Here is a 19,920-nt window from a genome sequence, read left to right as displayed (position 1 = left end):
GGTCAGCGCCGGGCCGTGGCGTGCGACGGGCCGGCGGCGGGTGCCGGACCGGCGGCGGGTGCCGGACCGGCGGCGGGTGCCGGGCCGGCGGCGGGTGCCGGGCCGGCGGCGGGTGCCTGGTCATCGGCGGGTGCGTGGTCGTCGGCGGGTGCCTGGTCGTCGTCCAGGGAGACGTTCTTGGTCTCCTTGGAGAGGAGCAGCGCGACCAGGGTCAGGACGGCCATCGCGGAGAGGTAGACGCCGACCAGCCAGGGCGAGCCGTCGCCGGCCTTCCAGAGGGCGACCGCGATGAACGGGGCGACGGCGGCACCGAGGATCGAGCTGACGTTGTACGAGACGCCGGACCCCGTGTAGCGCACGCTCGTCGGGAAGAGTTCGGGCAGCAGCGCGCCCATCGGCCCGAAGGTCATGCCCATCAGGGTGAAGCCGAGCACCAGCCACAGCACCACGCCGGGCGTGCCCAGGCCGATCAGCGGCACCCAGACCAGCCCGAACACCACGATCGCGGCCGTGATCCAGATCAGGGTGGTACGCCGGCCGAACCGGTCCGCGAGCGGGCCCGAGACGAGGGTGAACACGGCGAAGAACAGCACACCGAAGATCATCATCAGGACGAACGTCGTGTAGCCGTAGCCCAGTCCGGGCACGGCCGCGTCCTCGGCGGTGCGGCCGTAGCTCAGCGAGAACGTGGTCATCAGGTAGAACAGCACGTAGGTCGCCAGCATGATGAAGGTGCCGAGGACCAACTGCTTCCAGTGGCCCCGGACCACCGTCGCCAGCGGCAGTTTCCGCACCTTCCCGGCCTCACGCGTCCTGGCGAACACGGTCGACTCCACGAGCCGGGAGCGCACCCACAGGCCGATCGCGACCATCACGGCGGAGAACAGGAACGGGACGCGCCAGCCCCAGTCGGTGAAGGCCTCGGAGGGCTGGGTGGGGTCGGAGCCGGCCGTGGACGGCAGCAGCGCGCCCATCACGAGGAACAGGCCGTTGCCGACGATGAAGCCGAGCGGGGCTCCGAGTTGCGGGAAGGTGCCGTACAGGGCGCGCTTGCCGGCGGGGGCGTTCTCGGTGGCGACCAGCGCCGCGCCGCTCCACTCGCCGCCGAGCGCGAAGCCCTGGGCGAGCCGGGCGAGGACGAGCAGCGCGGTGGCGGTCCAGCCGGCCTGCGCGTAGGTCGGCAGCACACCGATGAGGAAGGTGGCGACGCCCATCGTCAGCAGCGAGGCCACCAGCGTCTTCTTTCGGCCGAGCCGGTCTCCGAGGTGACCGAAGAAGACGGCCCCGATCGGACGGGCCACCATCGCGGCGCCGAAGACCGCGAACGACGACAGCAGGGCGGTGGTCGGGTCGCCCGCCGGGAAGAAGAGGGAGGGGAAGACCAGGACCGCGGCGGTCGCGTAGATGTAGAAGTCGTAGAACTCGATGGTGGTGCCGATGAGGCTGGCCATCAGGACCCGGGACCGCGGATTGACGGGTGCCTGGGAGGTGGGGCCGGTGGCTGGTGCGGGCATCGCTGGGTCTTTCGCGCGAGGTGCAGATCGGTCGTCGGACCCGCACGCGGCGCGCGTCCCCCTCGCGACAGGACGGCGATACATGTACGGGCCATGTAAACGATCTCAAGCCGTCTTGGTTTCCGGAAATCGGATACCACCATGTGAGACGAGCGGGCTAGCAGGGGGCAGCCGCCGGCCGGGGGCGCCGGCTGTTCGAAGGAGGCCGAAACGTCGGCGGCCGCTGGGCCCTGGCGCCGGTCGACGGCACGTCCGGACCGACGCTCGGATGATCCGAACGAGCGGCTTGGCCGCAGGATCCGAGCGAGCGGCCTGGCCGGATGATCCGAAGGAGCGGCTCAGCCGGACCCGCGGGCGCGGACCAGGAGGTACAGGAAGTACGGGGTGCCGATGACCGCCGTCGTCAGGCCGGCGCCCAGCTGGGCGGGGGCGATCGCGGTGCGGCCCACGAGGTCGGCGGTGCCGACCAGTGCCCCGCCCAGCAGCACCGCCACGGGCAGCACCCGGACGTGCCGGCGGCCGGCGAGCGCGCGGGCCGCGTGCGGCGCGATCAGGCCGACGAAGCCGATGGTGCCCGCCGCGGCCACGGCGGTGGCGCTCAGCAGCACACCGACGGCCAGGAACAGCAGCCGGGCCGGGGCCGGGCGCAGGCCGAGCAGCCGCGGGGTGTCCTCGTCCAGGGAGACGAGGTCCAGTTCGGTCCGCCGGGCCGTGGCGACCACGAGGCCGATCAGCAGCGCGGCCGCGACGGGCAGGCTGTCGGGCAGGGTGCGGCCGTAGGTGGAGCCGGACAGCCAGGTGAGCGCCTTCGTGGCGTTGAACGGGTCGGTGACCACGATCAGCAGGCTGACCAGCGCCGACGTGGCCGTGGAGACGCCCACGCCGACGAGCACCAGCCGGTGCCCCGCGAAGCCGCCCCGCGCGGCCAGGCCGAACACCACGACCGCGGCGCCGGCCGCGCCCGCGAAGGCGGCGCCCGCCACACCCCAGGAGCCCGCGGCGGGCACGGTGGTGACGCACAGCACCGCGCCCAGTGCGGCACCGCCGGAGACCCCGAGGGTGCCGGGCTCGGCGAGCGGGTTGCGGGTGACGGCCTGCACGAGGGTGCCGGCCAGCGCGAGGGCCGCGCCCGCGAGCACGGCGGCGAGGACCCGCGGGACCCGGGTGTCCAGCACGAAGGACACGGACCGCGCGGCCCGCCCCTGGACCCAGTTGGCCACGTCGCCCAGCAGCAGCACGGTGTCGCCCAGCAGCACTCCGGCGACCACCACGGCCGCCAGCAGGGCGCACAGGGCCCCGGTGGTGGCCAGGAAGACGGTCCGGCTCGGGACGCGCATCCGTTCGGCGGTGCCGTCGGCCCCGGGGTCGCGCAGCCGCACGGCCGTGACGACCAGGAACAGCGCGCCGAGGAGGCTGGTGACGACTCCGGTGGGCACGGCGACGGCGTCCTCGGCGGAGACCAGGGCGCGCAGCAGGACGTCCGAGCCGAGCACCAGAGCGGCACCGGCCAGCGCCGCCACCGGCAGGCCCGCCCGGACCCGGGTGAACGGCCGGACGCGGCGCGCGAGGGGCCGTACCAGCGCGGGGGCGCACAGGCCGACGAAGCCGAGGGGGCCCGCCAGGGTGACGGCCGCCGCCGAGAGGAGCGCGGCGCACATCACGGCGGTCGTACGGGTGGCGCGCACCGGGACGCCGATGCTGCGGGCGGCTTCGTCACCGAGCGCGAGGGCGTCCGTCCGGCGTGCCGCCGACAGCAGTCCCACGAGGCCCGCGAGGACCACGGGGGCCAGCTGGACCACACCGCCGAAGCCGTTCTGGGCGATGCTGCCCTGGCTCCAGGCGTAGAGGCCCTGGGTGCGCTCGGGGAACAACAGGAGCAGTCCCTCGGTGACGGCGGACAGGCCGAGGGTCAGGGCGCTGCCGGCCAGTACCAGTCGTACGGTGCCGGTGCCGGGGCCGGACAGGGCGAGGACCACGGCGGCCGCGCCGAGCGCACCGGCGAACGCGGCGCCGGAGGACGCGAGCAGCGGCACCGAGATGCCGGTGGCGGCCAGCAGGCCGAGCGCCAGGTACGAGCCGGCGTTCACGGCGAGGGTGTCCGGGGCGGCGAGCGGGTTGCGGCTGACCGTTTGCAGGGCGGCGCCCGCCGTGCCGAGCGCGGCGCCGACCAGCAGGCCCGCGGTCATGCGGGGCAGCCGGGAGGCGATGACCACGGAGGCGTCGGCGGGGTCGGCGTGTGCGGTGAGGGCCTTCCAGACCTCCGCGGGGCCGACGGCCGCCGTGCCCTGGGTGATGTCGGCGACGGCGAGGGCGGCCACGAGGAGGACGAGGACGGCCGTCACGGCCGCCGCGGCCGCCCTGCCGCCGGGGGCGGACGCGGCCTCGGAGGTGGCGGCCGGTGATGCGGTGAGGGTCATGGCGCTACTTGGTCAGCGCGGCGACGACGGCGTCGACGTACGCCTGCATGGACCTGGGGCCGCCGAACATCCAGATGCCGTCGGGCAGTCGGTGCACGTCGCCCTTCTTCACGAACGGCAGGGACCTCCACACGGCGTTGTCCTGGAGGTCGTCGGCGAAGGGGTCGTCGGCCTCCTCGCCGTTGCCGATGTAGGCGAACTCGACGTCTCCGAGGCCGGTGAGGCCCTCGACGTCGGTGGCGCCGAGGCCGTAGCTCGCGTCGCCCTTGAGGGTCCAGGCGTTCTTCAGGCCCATGGCCTCGTTGACGGCGCCGATGAGCGAACCTCCGGTGTAGGGGCGGACGGAGACCTGGTTGCCGGTGACCCAGCCGTCCGCGAACGCGATCCGCCGCCCGGCGAGGCCCGCGGCGGCCAGCGCCTTCTTCCCGTCGGTGACCTTGGCGTCGAAGGTCTCCTCGGCCGCCGCGGCCTTGGCGGTGGTGCCGGTGGCCTCGGCGATGAGGTCGAGGTTCTCCTTCATCTGCCCGATCTGGTCGGCGGACCTGGCGGAGCGCACCTGGAGCACCGGGGCGATCTTGCGCAGCTGCTTGACGGCGGCGGCGGACAGGTCGGTGGTGGCGACGACGAGGTCCGGCGAGAGGGCGGCGACGGTGTCCGTGCTGGGTTCGCCGCGGGTGCCGATGTCCTTGGGGGTGCCGGTCAGCGGAGCGGCGGTGTCCCAGCTCTTGTAGCCCTTGACGTCGGCGACGCCGACGGGGTCGACGCCGAGCGTGACGAGGCTCTCCACCACGTTCCACTCGGTGCCGACGACCCTCTTGGCGGGCCCGTCCAGCGTCACCTTCGTACCGCTCGCGTCGGTCAGGGTGATGGCCCTGGTGCTCGCTCCGGTGCTGCTCGCGGCCGGTTGCGTGGTACCGCAGCCCGCCAGGGCGACAGCTGCGGACACGGCGGCGAGGGCGATCAGGGGGCGTCTCATGAAGTGGTGCCGAGCCTTTCGGTGCGGGTGTGGTGGCGGCCGATCGCGCGGGTGCGCGGCCGGCCGGTCAGCGGGTCGGTGTCGGTCTCGATGCGGATGCCGTACGTCTCGGTGAGGCGTGCGGCGGTCAGGACGTCCTCGGGCCGCCCGTCGGCGACGATCCGGCCGGCGCGCAGCAGCGCGATCCGGTCGGCGACCGCGGCCGCCTGGTCCAGGTCGTGCAGGACGACGCCGACCGCGATGCCGTGGTCGTCGGCCAGATCCCGTACCAGGTCGAGGAGTTCGACCTGGTAGCGGAGGTCCAGGTAGGTCGTGGGCTCGTCGAGGAGCAGGACTCCGGTGTCCTGGGCGAGGCAGCCCGCCAGCCAGACCCGCTGGAGCTGGCCGCCGGAGAGCTGGTCGACGGGCCGGTCGGCGAGGACTTCCGTGTCGGTCAGCGCGAGTGCCCGGCGCACGGCGGCGGGGCCGCCCGGGTCGGGGCGGCCCCAGCGGCCCCGGTACGGGTAGCGGCCGAACTCCACGACGTCCCGTGCGGTCAGGCCGCCGGGCGCGGCGCGCCCCTGGGTCAGCAGGGCGACCCGGCGCGAGAACTCACGGGCCGTCAGGGCGAGTCCGTCGACGCTCACGCCGTCACCGGCGGCGAGTTCGAGCGTGCCCAGGCGGGCCCGCCGGAGTCGGGCCAGGCCACGCAGGAGCGTGGACTTGCCGCTGCCGTTGGGGCCGACGAGCACGGTCACCTCACCGGGCCGGAGGCTGAGCGCGGCATCGTGCACGACGTCCGTCCCGTCGTACGCCACGGTCAGGTTCCGGGCGGTCAGCCCCTGACCGCGGGCAGGGGAGGGCTCGGTCGTCTCTTCTCCAGAACTCACGAACTAAGGTTAGCCTAACCTTATAAAGACGATCACCGTGAGGGCACCCTGGAGAGCGCGGCGGCAACTCGCGAGCCATGTCGCCCGATTGAATCGTTGTCGTGACTATTGACCTCACCTCAGAGCCCGGATTACGGTTCCCGCGCCTACGGTGATTGAAACGATTCAACCGATGGCTCGTCCGTGACCACCCTTGGGACCACGTGGGGTTGAACCATGCTCGAATCCTCCTCTCGGCGCGGCGGCGTGACCCGTCGGTCAGTGCTCGCGGCCGGGCTGTCGGCCGGTGCGCTCGCCGCTCTCGGACCGGCGGCGGGCGCCGTCGCCGCACCCGGCGGTGCCGTCGCCGCCGGAGCCGCACCCGCCGCGGACTGGTTCACCGGACCGGCGAGAGCCGTCCGGCCGAGGTTCCGCTGGTGGTGGCCGGACGGACTGGTGGACCCGGCCGAGATCGCCCGGGAGATCGACCAGATGGCCGACGCCGGCTTCGGCGGCGCCGAGATCGCCGCCGTGCACCACAGCATCACCGACACCTCCGTGCTCGACACCGCCCACCACGGCTGGGGCAGCGCCGCCTGGCGCGACGGCGTGAAGGCCGCGCTGCGCCAGGCGGCCCGGCGCGGACTCACCGTCGACCTCACCCTCGGCCCGAGCTGGCCGGTCGCCGTCCCGGGCGTCACCCCGGACGACGACGCGGCGGTCAAGGAACTCGCCTACGGCAAGGTCACGTTGACGGCCGGGACCGGCTACGACGGTCCGGTGCCCGCCCCGGTCTACGCCGCCCCCTCCTCGGTGACGGTCCAGAAGCTGTTCGCGGTACAGGCCGCCCGCGTCAACACCGCCTACTCCAGCGGCAAGGCGACCGGCCTCGACGCCGACAGCGTCACCGATCTGACCGCCCAGGTGTCCGAGGGGAAGCTGGCGTGGACCCCGCCGGACACGGCGACCTGGGTGATCCTCTCCTACTGGCAGCGGGGTTCGGGCCAGCAGCCCGAGGCGGGACCGCACTCCTCCCCCGCCGCGTACGTCGTGGACCACTTCAGCGCGGCGGGGACCGCTGCCGTCACCCGCTACTGGGACCGCGAGATCCTCGACACCACCCTGCGCGGCCTGCTCCGGGCGGCGGGCGGCACCTTCTTCGAGGACTCCGTCGAACTGGAGACGAAGGGGCTTCAGTGGACGCCCGCGCTGCCGGACGCGTTCCGCGCGCACACCGGGCGCGACCTGCTGCCGTACCTGCCGGCCGTCGTCCTCGACAACGGCAACCAGATCTTCGCCTTCGAGGCACGGCTGACCCAGGAGATCCGGCACGACTTCTGGGAGACCGTGTCGAACCTGTTCAACGAGCACCACCTCGGGGCGCTGCGGGACTGGGCGCACGGGCACGGCATGAAGCTCCGCTCACAGCCGTACGGCCTCCAGACCGACGCCATCGCGTCGGCGGCCGTCCTCGACGTCCCCGAGGGGGAGTCGCTCGGCTTCAAGAACCTGGACGACTACCGCTGCCTGGCCGGCGGGCGGGACATGGCGGGACACCGCGTCCTGTCCTGCGAGGCGGGCGCCTACGCGGGCGGCGCCTACAACACGACCTGGGACAAGTTCCTGCGCACCATGGGCGGCGCGTACGCGGCGGGCGTCAACCAGACCGTGCTCCACGGCTTCTCCTACGCGACCGCGCCGGGCGTCGCCTGGCCCGGTTTCGCCGCGTTCAGCCCCTACAACGGGGCGGTCGGGTACGGCGAGTCGTGGGGACCGCGGCAGCCCACCTGGCGGCACGTCCCGGACATCGCCGGGTACCTCGGCCGGGTGCACCAGGTCCTCCAGTCCGGCACCGTCCGCGCCGACGTCGCCGTCTTCCGGCAGACCGGCTACACCGCGACCGGCATCGGGGCGTCCTGGCTGACCTCGACCGGTGTCCCGCTGGGCTGGACCCACCAGTTCCTCAGCGGACCGCTCCTCGACCTGCCGTCGGCCAAGGTGTCCGGGGGCCGGCTCGCGCCCGACGGGCCCGCCTACAAGGCACTGTTCCTCGAAGGCGACTTCTTCTACGGTTCCACCCCGACGCTGGCCGTCGCGGACGCCCGCAAACTCCTCGCGTTCGCCCGGGCCGGGCTGCCCACCGTGCTGTTCGGCGCCTTCGACCAGGCCCTCACCCCGGGCCTCCCCGACGACGGCGAGACCGCCGAACTGCGCTCCCTCACGGCCCGGTTGCTGGCGTTGCCGAACGTCCGCCAGGTCACCGACAAGACCCTGGTCGGCGCGGCCTTCGCGGACCTCGGCGTGACACCCGACGTCGCCTACGGTGCGTCCTCGACCCTCCTCAACGCACACCGGGCGACCGACGACGCCGACTTCTACTACTTCTGCAACGGCAAGCACGCCGAGACCGTCAAGCCTCCGGTGGCCGCCGTCGACCACGACGTCACCGTGCGCGGCACCGGGCGCTCGGCCGCCGGTACGGTCCCCTACCTGCTGGATCCCTGGAGCGGGCGGATCACGCGGCTCGCCCGGTACACCCAGGACGGCGACGCGTTCACGTTCCGGGTGACACTCCAGCCCGGTGAGACGCTCGTCGTCGCCCTGGCACGGCCCGCCGCGTTCGGGGACCGTACCGGAGCGCGTCCGCACGCGGTGTCGACCGAGGCGGACAGCGTGCTCTTCGCGGACGGTTCGCTCGCCGTGCGCGCGGCGACGGCCGGCACCTACGCCACCACCCTGTCGAACGGCCGCACGGTGGCCACGAAGATCCCCGAGGTGCCCGCGCCCGTCACCCTCGACCGGTGGACCCTCACCGTCGACGACTGGCGGCCCGGCGCCGACGCCACCAGCACCGACGTCGTGGGCCACACCCTCGCCCTCGACGCACTGCTGCCCTGGTCGCAGATCCCGGAGCTGGCCGACGTCGGCGGCATCGGCCGCTACCGGACGACCGTGACCCTGCCGGAGAGCTGGAGCGCGTCGACGGGTGCCGTACTGCGGCTCGGCAGTGTCACCGACACCTGCCGGGTCACCGTGAACGGTACCCGGCTCGACCCCGTGGACCGCCTCAACCCCGAGGTGGAGCTCGGCGGTTCGCTCCGTCCGGGTGCCAACACGGTCGAAGTGGAGGTCGCCACCCCGCTGTTCAACCGGCTGCGGGTCAGCAACCCGGCGGTGTTCGGGGCGGCGGCACGCCAGGCGTACGGCCTGCTCGGTCCGGTCCGGCTGGTCCCCTACGTCCAGCGGACGGTGGCCTGACCCGGGATAGGGTGACCGCTCGTGGAACGGATCCTGGTGGTGGGTGTCACCGGCGCGGGCAAGTCGACGCTCGCGCGGGCCCTGAGCGGTCGGCTGGGCCTGCCGTTCCACGAGCTGGACGCACTGTATTTCGACGGCCCCGGCTGGGCGGTCAACGGCGCCTTCGCCGAGGAGGTGTCGCGGTTCAGCGCCCGGCCACGCTGGATCGTGGACTCACTCGGCTATCCGGAGGTCCGCGATCTGCTGTGGGCGCGGGCGGACGCGGTGGTGTGGCTGGACTATCCCCGGCACGTCGTCATGCCCCGGGTGGTGCGCCGGTCCCTGCGTCGCTCCGCCCGGCGGGAGGTGCTGTTCGGCGGCAACAGGGAGACCTGGGGCGGATGGCTGAGCCGGGAGCACCCGGTGTGGTGGTCCTGGGCCCAGCACGCGGGCCGTCGCGAGGAGATCGCGCGGCGTACCCGGGACACGCGCTTCGCGCCGCTCGACACCCACCGCTTCAGCCGGCCGGCCGAGACCGCCGAGTGGCTGGCGGCGCTCTGAGAACGGCCGTGGCGGGCCGATGAAGTCGGCAGCGCAAAGGGCCCGTCCGGTTGCGGACGGGCCCTTTCGCGGAGCGCCGGGCAGGCCTTGCACCTGCATCTCCCCACAGGAAGCGGGGCGTCTTTCCTTGGACCACCAACGCGACACCGGGCGCCGGGACTTCACGGCGACCAGCTCGTGATCAATACTACCGCATCCGATCACCCGCTCATGACGGCCCCACAAGGAGGCCTCTCATGACGACCCCTCACGGCGGCCCCTCATGACGATCCCTCACGGCGGTCCCTCAAGGCGGTCCGTCAAGGCGGCTGTTCATCACGGCTCCTCGCTGCGGAGCTGTGGACCGGCAGTGCTTCCAGGGACCTGGCCCGGTCTCTGGGCGGGCAGGAGGTCGGCTTCGTGGCCGGGGCCCGCCGTCAGCACGAGGATCCGGTCCTCCGTTCGCCACACGCGCCGTTCCGCCTTGCCGGGGCAGAGCAGGACGCCGTCGTGCGGGCGGGCCGCCCGCGGATCGTGCGCATGGTAGCCGATCGCGCACTCGCCGCGCTCCAGCGCCGCCGCGGCGACCGTGGCGAACGCGGCCTCGTGGCCGGGCAGGACGTAGTGGGCGGCCGGCCTCAGGGCCAGTGCCCCGCCACGGACGGCGAAGATCTCCTCGAAGACGGCGGCGAGTTCGGGGTTCTGCGCGATCTGCGCCATGAGCAGGGCGGTGAGTTCACCCCGGACGACGGCGTGGGAGGCGGGCCCGAGCGGGGCTACGGTGCGGCCCCGGTGGTCGCGCAGCTCGGCCACCACGGGCAGCACCCGGCCGGTCCGTTCCTCCCAGGAGCGCAGGGTCAGCAGGGCCAGCAGGGTCCGCTCGTCGGGCCGTCCGGAGCCCGCCCCCTGGTCCGTACGGTCCGCGCTCAGGGCGATGACACTGTCGTAGGCGGCGAGGTCGAGGTCGTTCAGGGCCTCGGGAGCGGCCAGGTCGCGGACGTGGTGCGTGACGGTGAGCCGCGCGTCATGGGGACGGCCGGGCGACCGGGGCGAGCCGTGGCCCGCGGGGTCGGGCGCCGTGTCGGTGACCACGTCGAGGACCGAGCCGGGCCGCGCGGTCCTGCGCAGGGCGTCCACGATCAGCGGAGCCCGGCGGTTCCAGCCGAGCAGCAGCAGCCGTGCGGGCGGCTCCGGCAGCGGCGCGGGCGGCGCCAGGGCCGCGGTGTCGACACGTGCCCAGCGGTCCGCGAGGGGGGTGGTCCGGTCGTCGTGGGCGACGGTGACCAGTCGGTCGCCCGGCCCCAGCACGGTGTGCGGCGCGGGGGTGAGCAGCGGACGGCCGTCCGGGCGCAGGACCCCGACGACACAGGACGTCTCCAGGCGCAGGGCCACCTCCTCGAAGGAGAGGCCCACCGCCTCCGGGACGTCCGTCACGTGGAACTCGGCTCCGGAGAAGTCGAGCAGGTCGCGCAGCGCAGCCGGCATCCCGGGGCGCCGCGCCGCCTGGACGAGGAGCCGTGCCGAGGTCCGGTCGGTCTCCAGGACGGTGCCGCGCGGTCCGGCGGCGAGCCGTGCGGCGGGCAGGTACCGGCCGTCGTGCACGGCGGCGATCACGCGTGGGGCGCCCGGTCCTTCGTCGGCGCCGGGCAGGGCGCGCAGCGCCAACAGGGTGCGGACGACGGTGAGATCGCCGTCGGACTCGTCGGCGGGCAGCACCACCACCGCCCTGGCCGCGCCCGGGGTGACCAGGGCCAGCGCGTCGGGATCGGTGGGCACACCGGTGCGGCAGACGAGACGGACGCGGTCGGTGGCGCCCAGGGCGGCCGTGAGCGCCGCCTCCATGTGCGCGGGGTCCCGATCGGCGAGCACGGTGACGACATGCCGTCCGCCACCCGACCGCCCGCCGCCGGACCGCCCGCCGCCGGACCGGCCGGCGACGGATCCGCCGGCTCCGGCGCGTCCTTCGACCAGTTCGGCGACCACGGTGAAGATCTGGTCGGTCCAGCCGAGCACCACGTCGTGATCGCGCTCCAGGACCCGCGAGCGGCCGCGCCGGAGTTCGGTGAGCCGGTCGCCTAGGCCGGTGGTGACGACTCCGACGACCGTCGACACGCACAGCAGGGCGATGAGACCGAGCAGGACGGACAGCAGCATCCGCGCCGGGGTGCCCGCCACCGCGCCGAGCCGCAGCGTCTCCGCGCTGGTGCGCCACACCTGGGTGAGCCGGCCGGAGAAGGAGCGCGGCGCGGCCGGGTCCGTCCACACCAGCAGGGTGCTGACGGGCACGACGACCGCCAGGCAGCACACGGCGAGCCAGCCGAGCAGGGTTCCCGTGCTGCGGGCGAGCGTCCTGTCGAACAGGTACCGCGCCCGGTGCCGTAACGAGGTCCGCTCATGCCCTCGTGCCACATCCGCCCCCTGGTCTCCGTGCTCTTCGCATATGCCCCGGCGCGTTGCAGGGTGCCAGGCGCACGGGGCGCGACACGCCGTCCGACCGGGACGTTCATCCTTTCGGGCAGCCCACGCGCCGGAGACCCGGTCACGGGCCCAGACCCGGTCACGGGTTCAGGCGCGGTCCGTGGACAGGCGGGGTCCGGCGGTGACGATCGCGTGGACGGTCTCGGTGACCAGACGGCGGTCCAGGGGGGCGTCGGCGAAGGCGCGGTGCATCGGCCAGCCCTCGATCAGCGCGTCGAGGGCGCGGGACACGCCGGGCGTGAAGTGCAGGGCGAGACTGTCCCTGCTGCGTTCGAGCCAGGTGCGGGTCGTGACCGAGACCGCCGCGTTGTGGTTCGCGTAGGCGTACATCTCGAAGATGAGGGTCATGTCGCGTTCCGTGGCGTAGGCCGGACCGCAGATCAGCTCGACGACGGCGGCCTCCGCCTCGGCGGTGGAGCCGGCGGACAGCAGCGTCTGCCGGTAGAGCCGGGACATGGTGTCCGACAACCGGGCGAAGGCCTGGGCGAGCAGGTCGGCCATGCCGTCGAAGTAGTAGGTGAGCGAGCCCAGCGGAACGTCCGCCCGCGCCGCGATCTTCCGGTGGGTGGTGCTGTGCACACCGCACTCGGAGATCACGTCCAGGGCCGCATCGAGAATCCGCTCCTTGCGTCCGGGATCGTTCGGGATCTCTCGTCGTGTACCGCTCACGCCCTCAATGTGCCATGGGTTGCCTCCCTCGGAGTGTGTACAGACGTACAGACGAGTGTGTACGGTCGTACAGACTTGAGTACGATCCACTGGAGCCACCGCCCATGTCCCTTGATCCCGCCCGGCGCCGCACCGCCGTCTTCGTCCTGTTCTTCGCGCCAGGACTGACCATCTCCTCCTGGGTCACCCGCACCCCGGACGTACGCGACCTGCTCGGCGCCTCGACCGCGCAGATGGGCCTGATCCTGTTCGGGCTCTCGGTCGGCTCGATGCTCGGCATCCTGTGCTCGGGCACGGTCGTGGCCCGCTGGGGCGCCCGGCTGGTGATCCTCGCCGGTACGTCGGCCGTGGCCGCCGGAGCCGTGGTGGTCGGGGCCGGGGCCGCCGCCGGTTCGGGGACCACCGTCGCGCTGGGCCTCGGACTGTTCGGCCTCGGCATGGGCGGCGGCGAGGTGGCCCTCAACGTCGAGGGCGCCGAGGTGGAGCGGCTGCTCGGCCGCTCCACGCTGCCCGCGATGCACGGCTTCTTCAGCCTGGGCACGGTGCTGGGCGCGGTCGCCGGGATGTGTCTGACGGCGGTCGGCTTCCCGGTCCTCGTCCATCTGCTCGTCGTCGCCGCGGTGGTGCTCGGGGCGCTCGCGGTGGTCATCCGCCGGGTCCCGGCCGAGGTGGGCCGGCAGTCCGCAGGCGGCCGCCGGGAACCGGGCGCGGCGCGGCCCGCGGTGTGGAAGGACCCCGCCCTGCTGCTCATCGGCTGTGTCATCCTCGCGCTCGCCCTGGCCGAGGGCACCGCGAACGACTGGCTTCCGCTGGTCATGGTGGACGGTCACGGCTTCGACGCCGCGCTGGGCTCGGCCGTGTACGCGGTGTTCGCCGCCGCCATGACCGTGGGCCGCTTCGTGGGCGGGCGGTTCGTCGACCGGTTCGGGAGGGCGGCGGCGCTGTGCGGGAGCGCGCTCGTCGGGGCCGCCGGCCTGGCCCTGGTGATCTTCGTCGACAACCAGGCGGTCGCGGCGGCCGCCGCCGTCCTGTGGGGTCTCGGGGCGTCGCTCGGGTTTCCCGTCGCGCTCTCCGCGGCGGGTGACTCCGGCACCGACTCCGCCGCCCGTGTGGCGCTCGCCGCGACCGTCGGCTATGTCGCCTTCCTGGTGGGCCCGCCCTCCCTGGGCTACCTCGGTGAGCACTTCGGGCTGCGGCACGCGCTGATCCCGGTGCTCGTGCTGGTGCTGGCGGCCGCCTTCGCCACACCGGCCGCCCGTACGCGACGGGAGGCCCGCGACCCGGAACCGGCGGGCACCTGAGAACGGCGGGTGACCGGGACCCGGTTCGCCGCTCCGGAAGGCGGATCAGGTCGCGGAACCGGCCGCGGCGCCCGTCACCGGACGGATCCCTCTCATCGCCGGGCGTCCTCGTCGAACTCGGCGCGGTCGTATGGGCGTCCGCGTCTGACGGTGAGGGTGACGCTGCGCAGGTTGCCGATGTCCTGGAGGGGGTTCTCGTCCAGGACCGCGAAGTCGGCGAGCTTCCCGGCCTCGACACTGCCCATGTCCGCCTCGGCACCGGCGGCGCGGGCGCCGACGAGGGTGGCCGAGCGCAGCACGTCGGCGGCGGGGACACCGCACCGGTCCACGAGGAAGGCGAGTTCGCCGTACAGGGCGGGGAAGGGGTCGCCGGGGTCGGTCTCGTGGTCGGTGCCCGTGCACACGTCCACCCCGGCCCGGTACGCCTGGCCGGTGACGGCGGCCGCCAGCTCGGCGTTGCGGGCGGCCCGCTCGGCGGACTCGGCGCTGTCGCCGCGGAGTTCGTCGCTGGTCCACATGGAGGCGGTGGCGTCCAGGACCGTACCGCGGCGGCGCATCTCGGCGAACAGGGCGGCCAGGTGCGGGTCGTCGCCCGCGGCGAAACGGGCGTGGTCCACGGGCGGTTTGGTCTTGTATCCGGTCAGCGGCTCGGTGGTGGGGCCCTCGAAGGCGAGCAGGGTCACATGGGAGACGCTGTCGACGCCCGCCGCGACGACCTCGCCGGGCGCGGCCGGGAAGACGGTGGCGTGCGCCCAGACGGCGATGCCCTGGCGGTGCGCCTCCGCGGTGACGGCGGCGACGGTCGCGGCGTCCAGGTCGGCGTAGACCTTGATCGCGGCGGCGTGCGTGCCGCGGGCCAGGGCGACGGCGATCGGCAGGTCGGTGTCGGGGGTGACGGCCTGCATCCAGGGGACGGCGCCCGGTACCGCGCCGCGTGACACCTCGTGGGTCCGGGGGTCGTCGAAGAAGGATGGCCCGGCCATGAGGGCGGCGTAGCGGATCTCGGGTCCCGGGATCTCGCCGACCAGGGTGGCCCGGGCGAGGTCGCCGACGTGGCGCAGGTCGTCGGCCATGTCGCGGACGGCGGTGACCCCGCCGTACACCAGGCGCCGGAGCACCGCCTCGGCCGCCGGCCGGTCGGGCGGGGTGGCCAGGTGCTGGTGGGTGTCGACGAGGCCGGGCACGACGAACCGGCCGTCGAGGTCGACCCGCGGCGCCCCGGCGGCGTGCGGGGGCAGCGGGTCGCCGTCGCCGGTGACGGTGTGCAGGCGGGCCCCGTCGGTGACGATCGTGGTGTTCGGCCGGAGCGGGCGGCCGGTGCCGTCGAAGAGGGTGGCGCCGCGGTAGACCGTGACGGTCCCGGCGGGCGGAGCGGCCCAAGGGGTGGGGGCGCCGGGGGGCAGGTCGGTCATGGTCACCTTCGGTCCGCCGTGTTGTGAAAGCGTGCGTTGTAAACCGTGCGTTGTTACAGCGTGCGTAACATCTGTATCGTTCGATGAAAATGCAGGTCACTGTAGCGTGCGGTCGGCGGACCACCGCAAGGGTCCGTGCCGGCCCGGACGCGCCGGCTCGCGGCACGGGCCGCGCCGGGGACGAGAGGGAAGAGCCGCGTCATGCCCGACACACCCGTCGCCGCGGGCCCGCCCCGGTCTGCCGTGGACAAGGCCCTCGACCTGGTCGAGGCGGTCTCGCGCGCGCCGCACCCGGTGCGCCTGACCGACCTGGCCGCGGAGGTCGGCCTGCACCGCGCCACCGCGTACCGGATCCTGCTGGACCTGGTCCGGCGGGGCTGGGTACTGCGAGCCGGTGACCGCTATCTGCCGGGCGCCGCCGTGCTGCGGATGTCCGCGGCGGCCGCGGGCAACTCACTGACCACGCTGGCCCGTCCGGTGCTGGAGCGGCTGTCCGCCGCGACCGCGATGATGGCCAACCTCCAGGTGCTGGAGGAGGGCGGCGGCCGGGTGGTCGACGTGGTGCGGCCCGAACGGCTCGCCATGATCAGCCACTTGCGGGGCGAGCTGCTGCCGGTACGACGGTTCGCCGGGCCACTGGCCCTGGTCGCCGCGCTCGAACCGGAGGCGCGCGTGCGGTGGCTGGGCGCGGCGCCCGAGGACGGCACCGACATCACTCGGGAGCTGGCCGAGGTGGCACGGACCGGTGTCGCCGTGGAGCGCGGCCGTAACGACAGGCTCGTGGCCTCCGTCAGCCGGGCCGTGGTGCCCGCGCCGGGGGCGCCGGTGTGCGCACTGACGGTCGTGGGACCGGACATCGAGTTCGACGGACCGAAACTGGCCTTCGTGGAGCGGGAGTTGCGCGCCGCCACCGACGAACTGACGGCGGCGCTGACGGCCGACGGGGCGGAGGCGCGCCAGTGAGCGGCCTGCTGGTGCTGGACCGCGGGCGGACGGCCGCCGCACTGGAGCCGGCCGGCGTGCTCGACGCGGTGGGCCGGGCGCTCGTCGCCGTCGCCCGGGGCGAGGCGTCCGTTCCGCCGCGGATCGCCGCCCTGACCCCGACGGGCCTGCTCGGCGCGATGCCCGGCTACGTCGCCGGGCTCGGGCCGGCCGCGAAGCTGGTGACCGTGACCGCCGATCCGGAGCATCCCGGACGAAGCTTCCACCGGGGGCTCGTGGTGCTGTTCGACGAGCACGACGGGCGGCCCCTCGCCCTGGTGGACGCCGAGTCCCTGACCGCGGTCCGGACGGCGGCGTCCGCCACCCACGGCGCCCTGGCCCTGGCCGCCCGGCCGGACCTGGGACGGGTGACGGTGGTGGGGACGGGGGCCCAGGCGCGGGCCCAGCTGACGCTGCTCGCCGCCGTCCGGCCGACGGCACTGGTCACCGTCGCCGGCCGTGACCCGGCTCGGGCGGGCGAGGCGGCCGCGCTGTTCCCCGGCGCACGGGTCGCGGCGGGCATCGAGGAGGGGGTGCGCACGGCCGAGGTGGTGTTCTGCTGCACCGGCGCCACCGCGCCCGTCCTGCGCCGGGAGTGGCTCTCCCCCGGTGTCCACGTCTCCTCGGTCGGCGGCTCGCACGGACCCGAACTGGATCCCGGCACGGTCCGGGACGCCGCCCTGTTCGCCGAGTGGACCGGCGCGGCCACCGAGCCGCCGCCGGCGGGCGCCCACGAACTCCAGGACCTCGCCCCCGGACGGCGCGTCACCCTCCTCGGCTCGGTGCTCGCCGGGGACCGGCCGGGACGGGGCGGTGACACCGGGGCACTCACCGTCTTCAAGTCCACCGGGCACGCGGCCCTGGACGTGGCGGCGGTCCGGGTGGCCTACGACGCGGCGCTGGCACGGGGGTTGGGAGTCCGCGTGGACCTGTGACGGTCACCGCGGGCGCTCCGCCACGGGAAGTCCCCGCCCTCTTTGTTTCATAGTACATCTAGATGCATAATGCCGTTATGGATGACCGCGTCGAAGATCGGCAGGCCGACGGCGGACCGGGCGGCGAGGCGCCCGCCACCGGGACGCCGGACCAACTGATGATCGCTGTCGAGCAGTTGGTACGGCATGTACGGCACAGCGCCACCGCCGGCGGCCTGAGCACCGCGGCCTCCTCGGCGCTGGCCCGGCTGGGCCGGGAGGGCCCGCTGCGGCTGACCGACCTGGCCCGCGCCGAGGGCGTCTCGCAGCCGGGGACGACCCAGCTGGTGGGCCGGCTGGAGCGTGCGGGACTGGTGGCGCGCACCGCCGACAGCACGGACGGCCGCGGCGTCCTCGTGGAGATCACCGCGACCGGCCTCGACGTCTTCCGGCAGCGGCGCGCCGAACGCGCCGCCGCGCTGCGGGAACTGATCGAGGAACTGACCGAGCCCGAACAGCAGGCCGTACGGATCGCCCTGCCCGCCCTCGCCCGCGCGATCGAGGAACGCCGGGCCCGCGCCTGAGCCGCCACCGCCCCCCTCCCGGGACCACTCCCCCGCGCAGCCCCGCCCGTCCCACCCATGCCATCCGTCCCGTCCGTCCGCATCCGGAGAGAGGACCGTCGATGAGTACACCGCACCAGAGGCCCGCGAGCCCGTTCAGCCAGCCGAAGGCCGTGTGGGCCGTGGCGTTCGCCTGCGTGATCTCCTTCATGGGCATCGGCCTCGTGGACCCGATCCTGCCCGCGCTGGCCACGAGCCTGCACGCCTCCCCCAGTCAGGTCTCGCTGCTGTTCAGCAGCTACCTGATCGTCACGGCGGTCGCCATGCTGGTCGTCGGCTGGGTCTCCAGCCGGATCGGCGCCAAACGCACCCTCGTCACCGGTCTCGCGGTCATCGTGGTGTTCGCGGCGCTCGCCGGCACCTCGGGCTCGATCAACGGCATCGTCGGTTTCCGGGCCGGGTGGGGGCTGGGCAACGCCCTGTTCATCGCCACCTCCCTGGCCGTCATCGTCGCCTCGGCGAGCGGCGGCTTCGCCGGCGCGATCATCCTCTACGAGACCGCCCTCGGCCTCGGCATAGCCGTCGGCCCCCTGCTGGGCGGCGAGTTGGGGGCCATCAGCTGGCGGGGCCCGTTCTTCGGCGTCGCCGTCCTGATGGCCGTCGCCCTCGTCGCCACCCTGGCGTTCGTGCCCGCGCTGCCCAGGCCGGAGCGCCCCACCTCGCCGCTGGCGCCGATCTCGGCGCTGCGCCACCGCGGTCTGCTGACCATGGGGATCATGGCCCTGCTGTACAACTGGGGCTTCTTCACCATGCTCGGCTACGCGCCCTATCCGATGGAGCTGAACGCCCATCAGCTGGGTCTCGTCTTCACCGGGTGGGGCCTGCTGGTGGCCGCGTTCAGCGTGTTCTTCGCACCACGCCTCCAGGCCCGTTTCGGCACCGCCCCCGTGCTGTACGCCAACCTCGTCGGCCTCGGCGCGGTGATGGCCGTGATCGCCGCCGGGGTCGACACGCCCACGGTGGTGATCGTCGCCGTGATCGTGAGCGGTGTCTTCATCGGCATCAACAACACCCTCACCACGCAGGCGGTGATGGTGGTCTCGCCGGTGGAGCGCCCCGTCGCCTCCTCCGCGTACGGCTTCCTGCGTTTCATCGGCGGCGGCCTGGCCCCGTACGTGGCCGGGAAGCTCGCCGACGCCACGGATCTCAGCGTGCCGTTCTACCTGGGCGCGGGCACCTTCCTGCTCGCGATACCCGTGCTGGCCGGCGGGCACCGGCTGCTGCGGGAGGCGGAGTCCCGCCTCAGCGGCGGCGAGCCGGTCGCCCCGACCCTCACGCCCGTCGGCCGGCGGGTCGCGCCGGGTGCGGGACCGGTCGTGGTGGCGGTCGGAAACCACGGGCGGGCCGCCGCCATCGTCGACGCGGCCGCGCGGCTCGCCCGGGACACCGGCAGTCCGCTCGAGGTCGTCCACGTCCAGCGGACCGCCGTCGTGGAGGAGCAGGCGGCGGACACCGAGAGCGCCACCGAGGCCAGGGCCGCCGTCACCGCCCATCTGGACCGGCTCGCCGCACAGGGGTTCGCCGCCACCGGTCAGGTCCTGGACAGTGTCGGCGACCATGCCGCCGCCGGACGGGTGCTGGCCCGTCACGCCACCGAGGTGCACGCCCGGGCCGTCGCCGTCGGACGCTCACCGCGCGGACCGCTCGCCCAGTTCGCCGACGGCAGTCTCACCACGGCGCTCGCCCGTGCCGCGTCCTGCACGGTGGTCCTGGTCGACCCGGCCGACGCGCCCCTCAGGCTGACCGAGTCCGCACTCGTCCGCCTGCGCGACAGCCGGATCTGAGCCGGCGGCCCGGTCCGCGTCCGCCCGCACGGGCCGTCGTAACAGAGAGGCATACGAGACAGGGATACGAGAGAGGCATTCGCCCGGACGAGAGAGACCCACCGCCGCAAGACCGGTTCGCCCGGGCGGATCGCCCCGTGCCGTCCCGGAGCGCGGCGCCGACCGGCCGCGCCTGCGCACGGACGCGGGCAGCCTGCGCACGGACGCGCGCAGCCTGCGCACGGAC

Annotated in this window: 14 protein-coding genes; 7 read left to right on the top strand and 7 right to left on the bottom strand. The window is 74.1% G+C overall.

Annotated features, from left to right (window positions below; all coding sequences use genetic code 11):
- Nucleotides 1-2 precede the first annotated feature (2 nt).
- The 4 genes from AAW13_RS37875 to AAW13_RS37860 form a co-directional block, all read right to left on the bottom strand.
- On the bottom strand, nt 3-1,514 hold the full coding sequence (locus tag AAW13_RS37875; RefSeq protein ID WP_240528855.1) for an MFS transporter: 1,512 nt from the start codon (nt 1,512-1,514) through the stop codon (nt 3-5).
- A gap of 338 nt (nt 1,515-1,852) precedes the next feature.
- A complete protein-coding gene (locus AAW13_RS37870) occupies nt 1,853-3,931 on the bottom strand; it encodes an iron ABC transporter permease (protein WP_046728822.1) in 2,079 nt (692 codons plus the stop codon).
- Nucleotides 3,932-3,935: 4 nt separating this feature from the next.
- On the bottom strand, nt 3,936-4,907 hold the full coding sequence (locus AAW13_RS37865; protein WP_046728823.1) for an ABC transporter substrate-binding protein: 972 nt from the start codon (nt 4,905-4,907) through the stop codon (nt 3,936-3,938).
- Entirely contained in the window at nt 4,904-5,776 is an 873-nt protein-coding gene (locus AAW13_RS37860) for an ABC transporter ATP-binding protein (RefSeq protein ID WP_046728824.1), read from the bottom strand. The genes AAW13_RS37865 and AAW13_RS37860 overlap by 4 nt, the downstream gene beginning before the upstream one ends.
- A 216-nt stretch (nt 5,777-5,992) precedes the next feature.
- On the opposite strand from AAW13_RS37860, the gene AAW13_RS37855 reads away from it, so the two are divergent.
- Both AAW13_RS37855 and AAW13_RS37850 read left to right on the top strand, forming a co-directional pair.
- Nucleotides 5,993-9,013 (top strand): glycosyl hydrolase, encoded by a 3,021-nt coding sequence (locus AAW13_RS37855; RefSeq protein WP_046728825.1) that lies wholly within the window; start codon nt 5,993-5,995, stop codon nt 9,011-9,013.
- Nucleotides 9,014-9,034: 21 nt separating this feature from the next.
- The gene (locus AAW13_RS37850; protein WP_046728826.1) at nt 9,035-9,553 is read left to right on the top strand and encodes a P-loop NTPase family protein; all 519 of its coding nucleotides are present in this window, start codon (nt 9,035-9,037) and stop codon (nt 9,551-9,553) included.
- A 315-nt stretch (nt 9,554-9,868) separates the two neighbouring features.
- Here AAW13_RS37850 and AAW13_RS37845 read toward each other — a convergent pair whose 3' ends face one another.
- Together AAW13_RS37845 and AAW13_RS37840 are read right to left on the bottom strand one after the other, a co-directional pair.
- Nucleotides 9,869-11,941: a CASTOR/POLLUX-related putative ion channel gene (locus tag AAW13_RS37845; RefSeq protein ID WP_046728827.1), complete on the bottom strand. Its 2,073-nt coding sequence runs from the start codon at nt 11,939-11,941 to the stop codon at nt 9,869-9,871.
- A 156-nt stretch (nt 11,942-12,097) separates the two neighbouring features.
- Nucleotides 12,098-12,679, bottom strand: a complete 582-nt coding sequence (locus AAW13_RS37840) for a TetR/AcrR family transcriptional regulator (protein ID WP_046728828.1) — start codon at nt 12,677-12,679, stop codon at nt 12,098-12,100.
- Nucleotides 12,680-12,783: 104 nt separating this feature from the next.
- Here AAW13_RS37840 and AAW13_RS37835 point away from each other — a divergent pair, with 104 nt between their 5' ends.
- Complete coding sequence (locus tag AAW13_RS37835) at nt 12,784-13,980, top strand: MFS transporter (protein ID WP_046728829.1); 1,197 nt, start codon at nt 12,784-12,786, stop codon at nt 13,978-13,980.
- 92 nt (nt 13,981-14,072) lie between these two features.
- Here the strand turns inward: AAW13_RS37835 and AAW13_RS37830 are convergent, their stop codons facing one another.
- Nucleotides 14,073-15,392, bottom strand: coding sequence for an amidohydrolase family protein (locus AAW13_RS37830; RefSeq protein WP_046728830.1), 1,320 nt, complete (start codon nt 15,390-15,392; stop codon nt 14,073-14,075).
- A 201-nt stretch (nt 15,393-15,593) separates the two neighbouring features.
- Between AAW13_RS37830 and AAW13_RS37825 the strand changes: the two genes are divergently transcribed.
- The 4 genes from AAW13_RS37825 (at nt 15,594) to AAW13_RS37810 (ending at nt 19,694) form a co-directional block, all read left to right on the top strand.
- Nucleotides 15,594-16,355, top strand: a complete 762-nt coding sequence (locus AAW13_RS37825) for an IclR family transcriptional regulator (protein ID WP_046728831.1) — start codon at nt 15,594-15,596, stop codon at nt 16,353-16,355.
- Nucleotides 16,352-17,308 (top strand): ornithine cyclodeaminase family protein, encoded by a 957-nt coding sequence (locus AAW13_RS37820; protein ID WP_046728832.1) that lies wholly within the window; start codon nt 16,352-16,354, stop codon nt 17,306-17,308. Before AAW13_RS37825 ends, AAW13_RS37820 begins: the two co-directional genes overlap by 4 nt.
- 158 nt (nt 17,309-17,466) lie before the next feature.
- The gene (locus tag AAW13_RS37815) at nt 17,467-17,871 is read left to right on the top strand and encodes a MarR family winged helix-turn-helix transcriptional regulator (RefSeq protein WP_046728945.1); all 405 of its coding nucleotides are present in this window, start codon (nt 17,467-17,469) and stop codon (nt 17,869-17,871) included.
- Nucleotides 17,872-17,972: 101 nt separating this feature from the next.
- A complete protein-coding gene (locus AAW13_RS37810) occupies nt 17,973-19,694 on the top strand; it encodes an MFS transporter (protein ID WP_046728833.1) in 1,722 nt (573 codons plus the stop codon).
- The last annotated feature ends 226 nt before the right edge of the window (nt 19,695-19,920 follow it).

Source organism: Streptomyces humi (genome assembly GCF_001005085.2).
Classification (GTDB): domain Bacteria; phylum Actinomycetota; class Actinomycetes; order Streptomycetales; family Streptomycetaceae; genus Streptomyces; species Streptomyces humi.
This window is presented reverse-complemented; position numbering and strand designations above follow the sequence as displayed.

Excerpts from the sequence above, each read along its gene's own strand:
- AAW13_RS37855 (WP_046728825.1), top strand. The coding sequence starts at position 5,993 with ATGCTCGAATCCTCCTCTCGGCGCGGCGGCGTGACCCGTCGGTCAGTG.
- AAW13_RS37875 (WP_240528855.1), bottom strand. The coding sequence starts at position 1,514 with ATGCCCGCACCAGCCACCGGCCCCACCTCCCAGGCACCCGTCAATCCG.
- AAW13_RS37815 (WP_046728945.1), top strand. The coding sequence starts at position 17,467 with ATGATCGCTGTCGAGCAGTTGGTACGGCATGTACGGCACAGCGCCACC.
- AAW13_RS37810 (WP_046728833.1), top strand. The coding sequence starts at position 17,973 with ATGAGTACACCGCACCAGAGGCCCGCGAGCCCGTTCAGCCAGCCGAAG.
- AAW13_RS37870 (WP_046728822.1), bottom strand. The coding sequence starts at position 3,931 with ATGACCCTCACCGCATCACCGGCCGCCACCTCCGAGGCCGCGTCCGCC.
- AAW13_RS37865 (WP_046728823.1), bottom strand. The coding sequence starts at position 4,907 with ATGAGACGCCCCCTGATCGCCCTCGCCGCCGTGTCCGCAGCTGTCGCC.
- AAW13_RS37825 (WP_046728831.1), top strand. The coding sequence starts at position 15,594 with ATGCCCGACACACCCGTCGCCGCGGGCCCGCCCCGGTCTGCCGTGGAC.
- AAW13_RS37835 (WP_046728829.1), top strand. The coding sequence starts at position 12,784 with ATGTCCCTTGATCCCGCCCGGCGCCGCACCGCCGTCTTCGTCCTGTTC.
- AAW13_RS37830 (WP_046728830.1), bottom strand. The coding sequence starts at position 15,392 with ATGACCGACCTGCCCCCCGGCGCCCCCACCCCTTGGGCCGCTCCGCCC.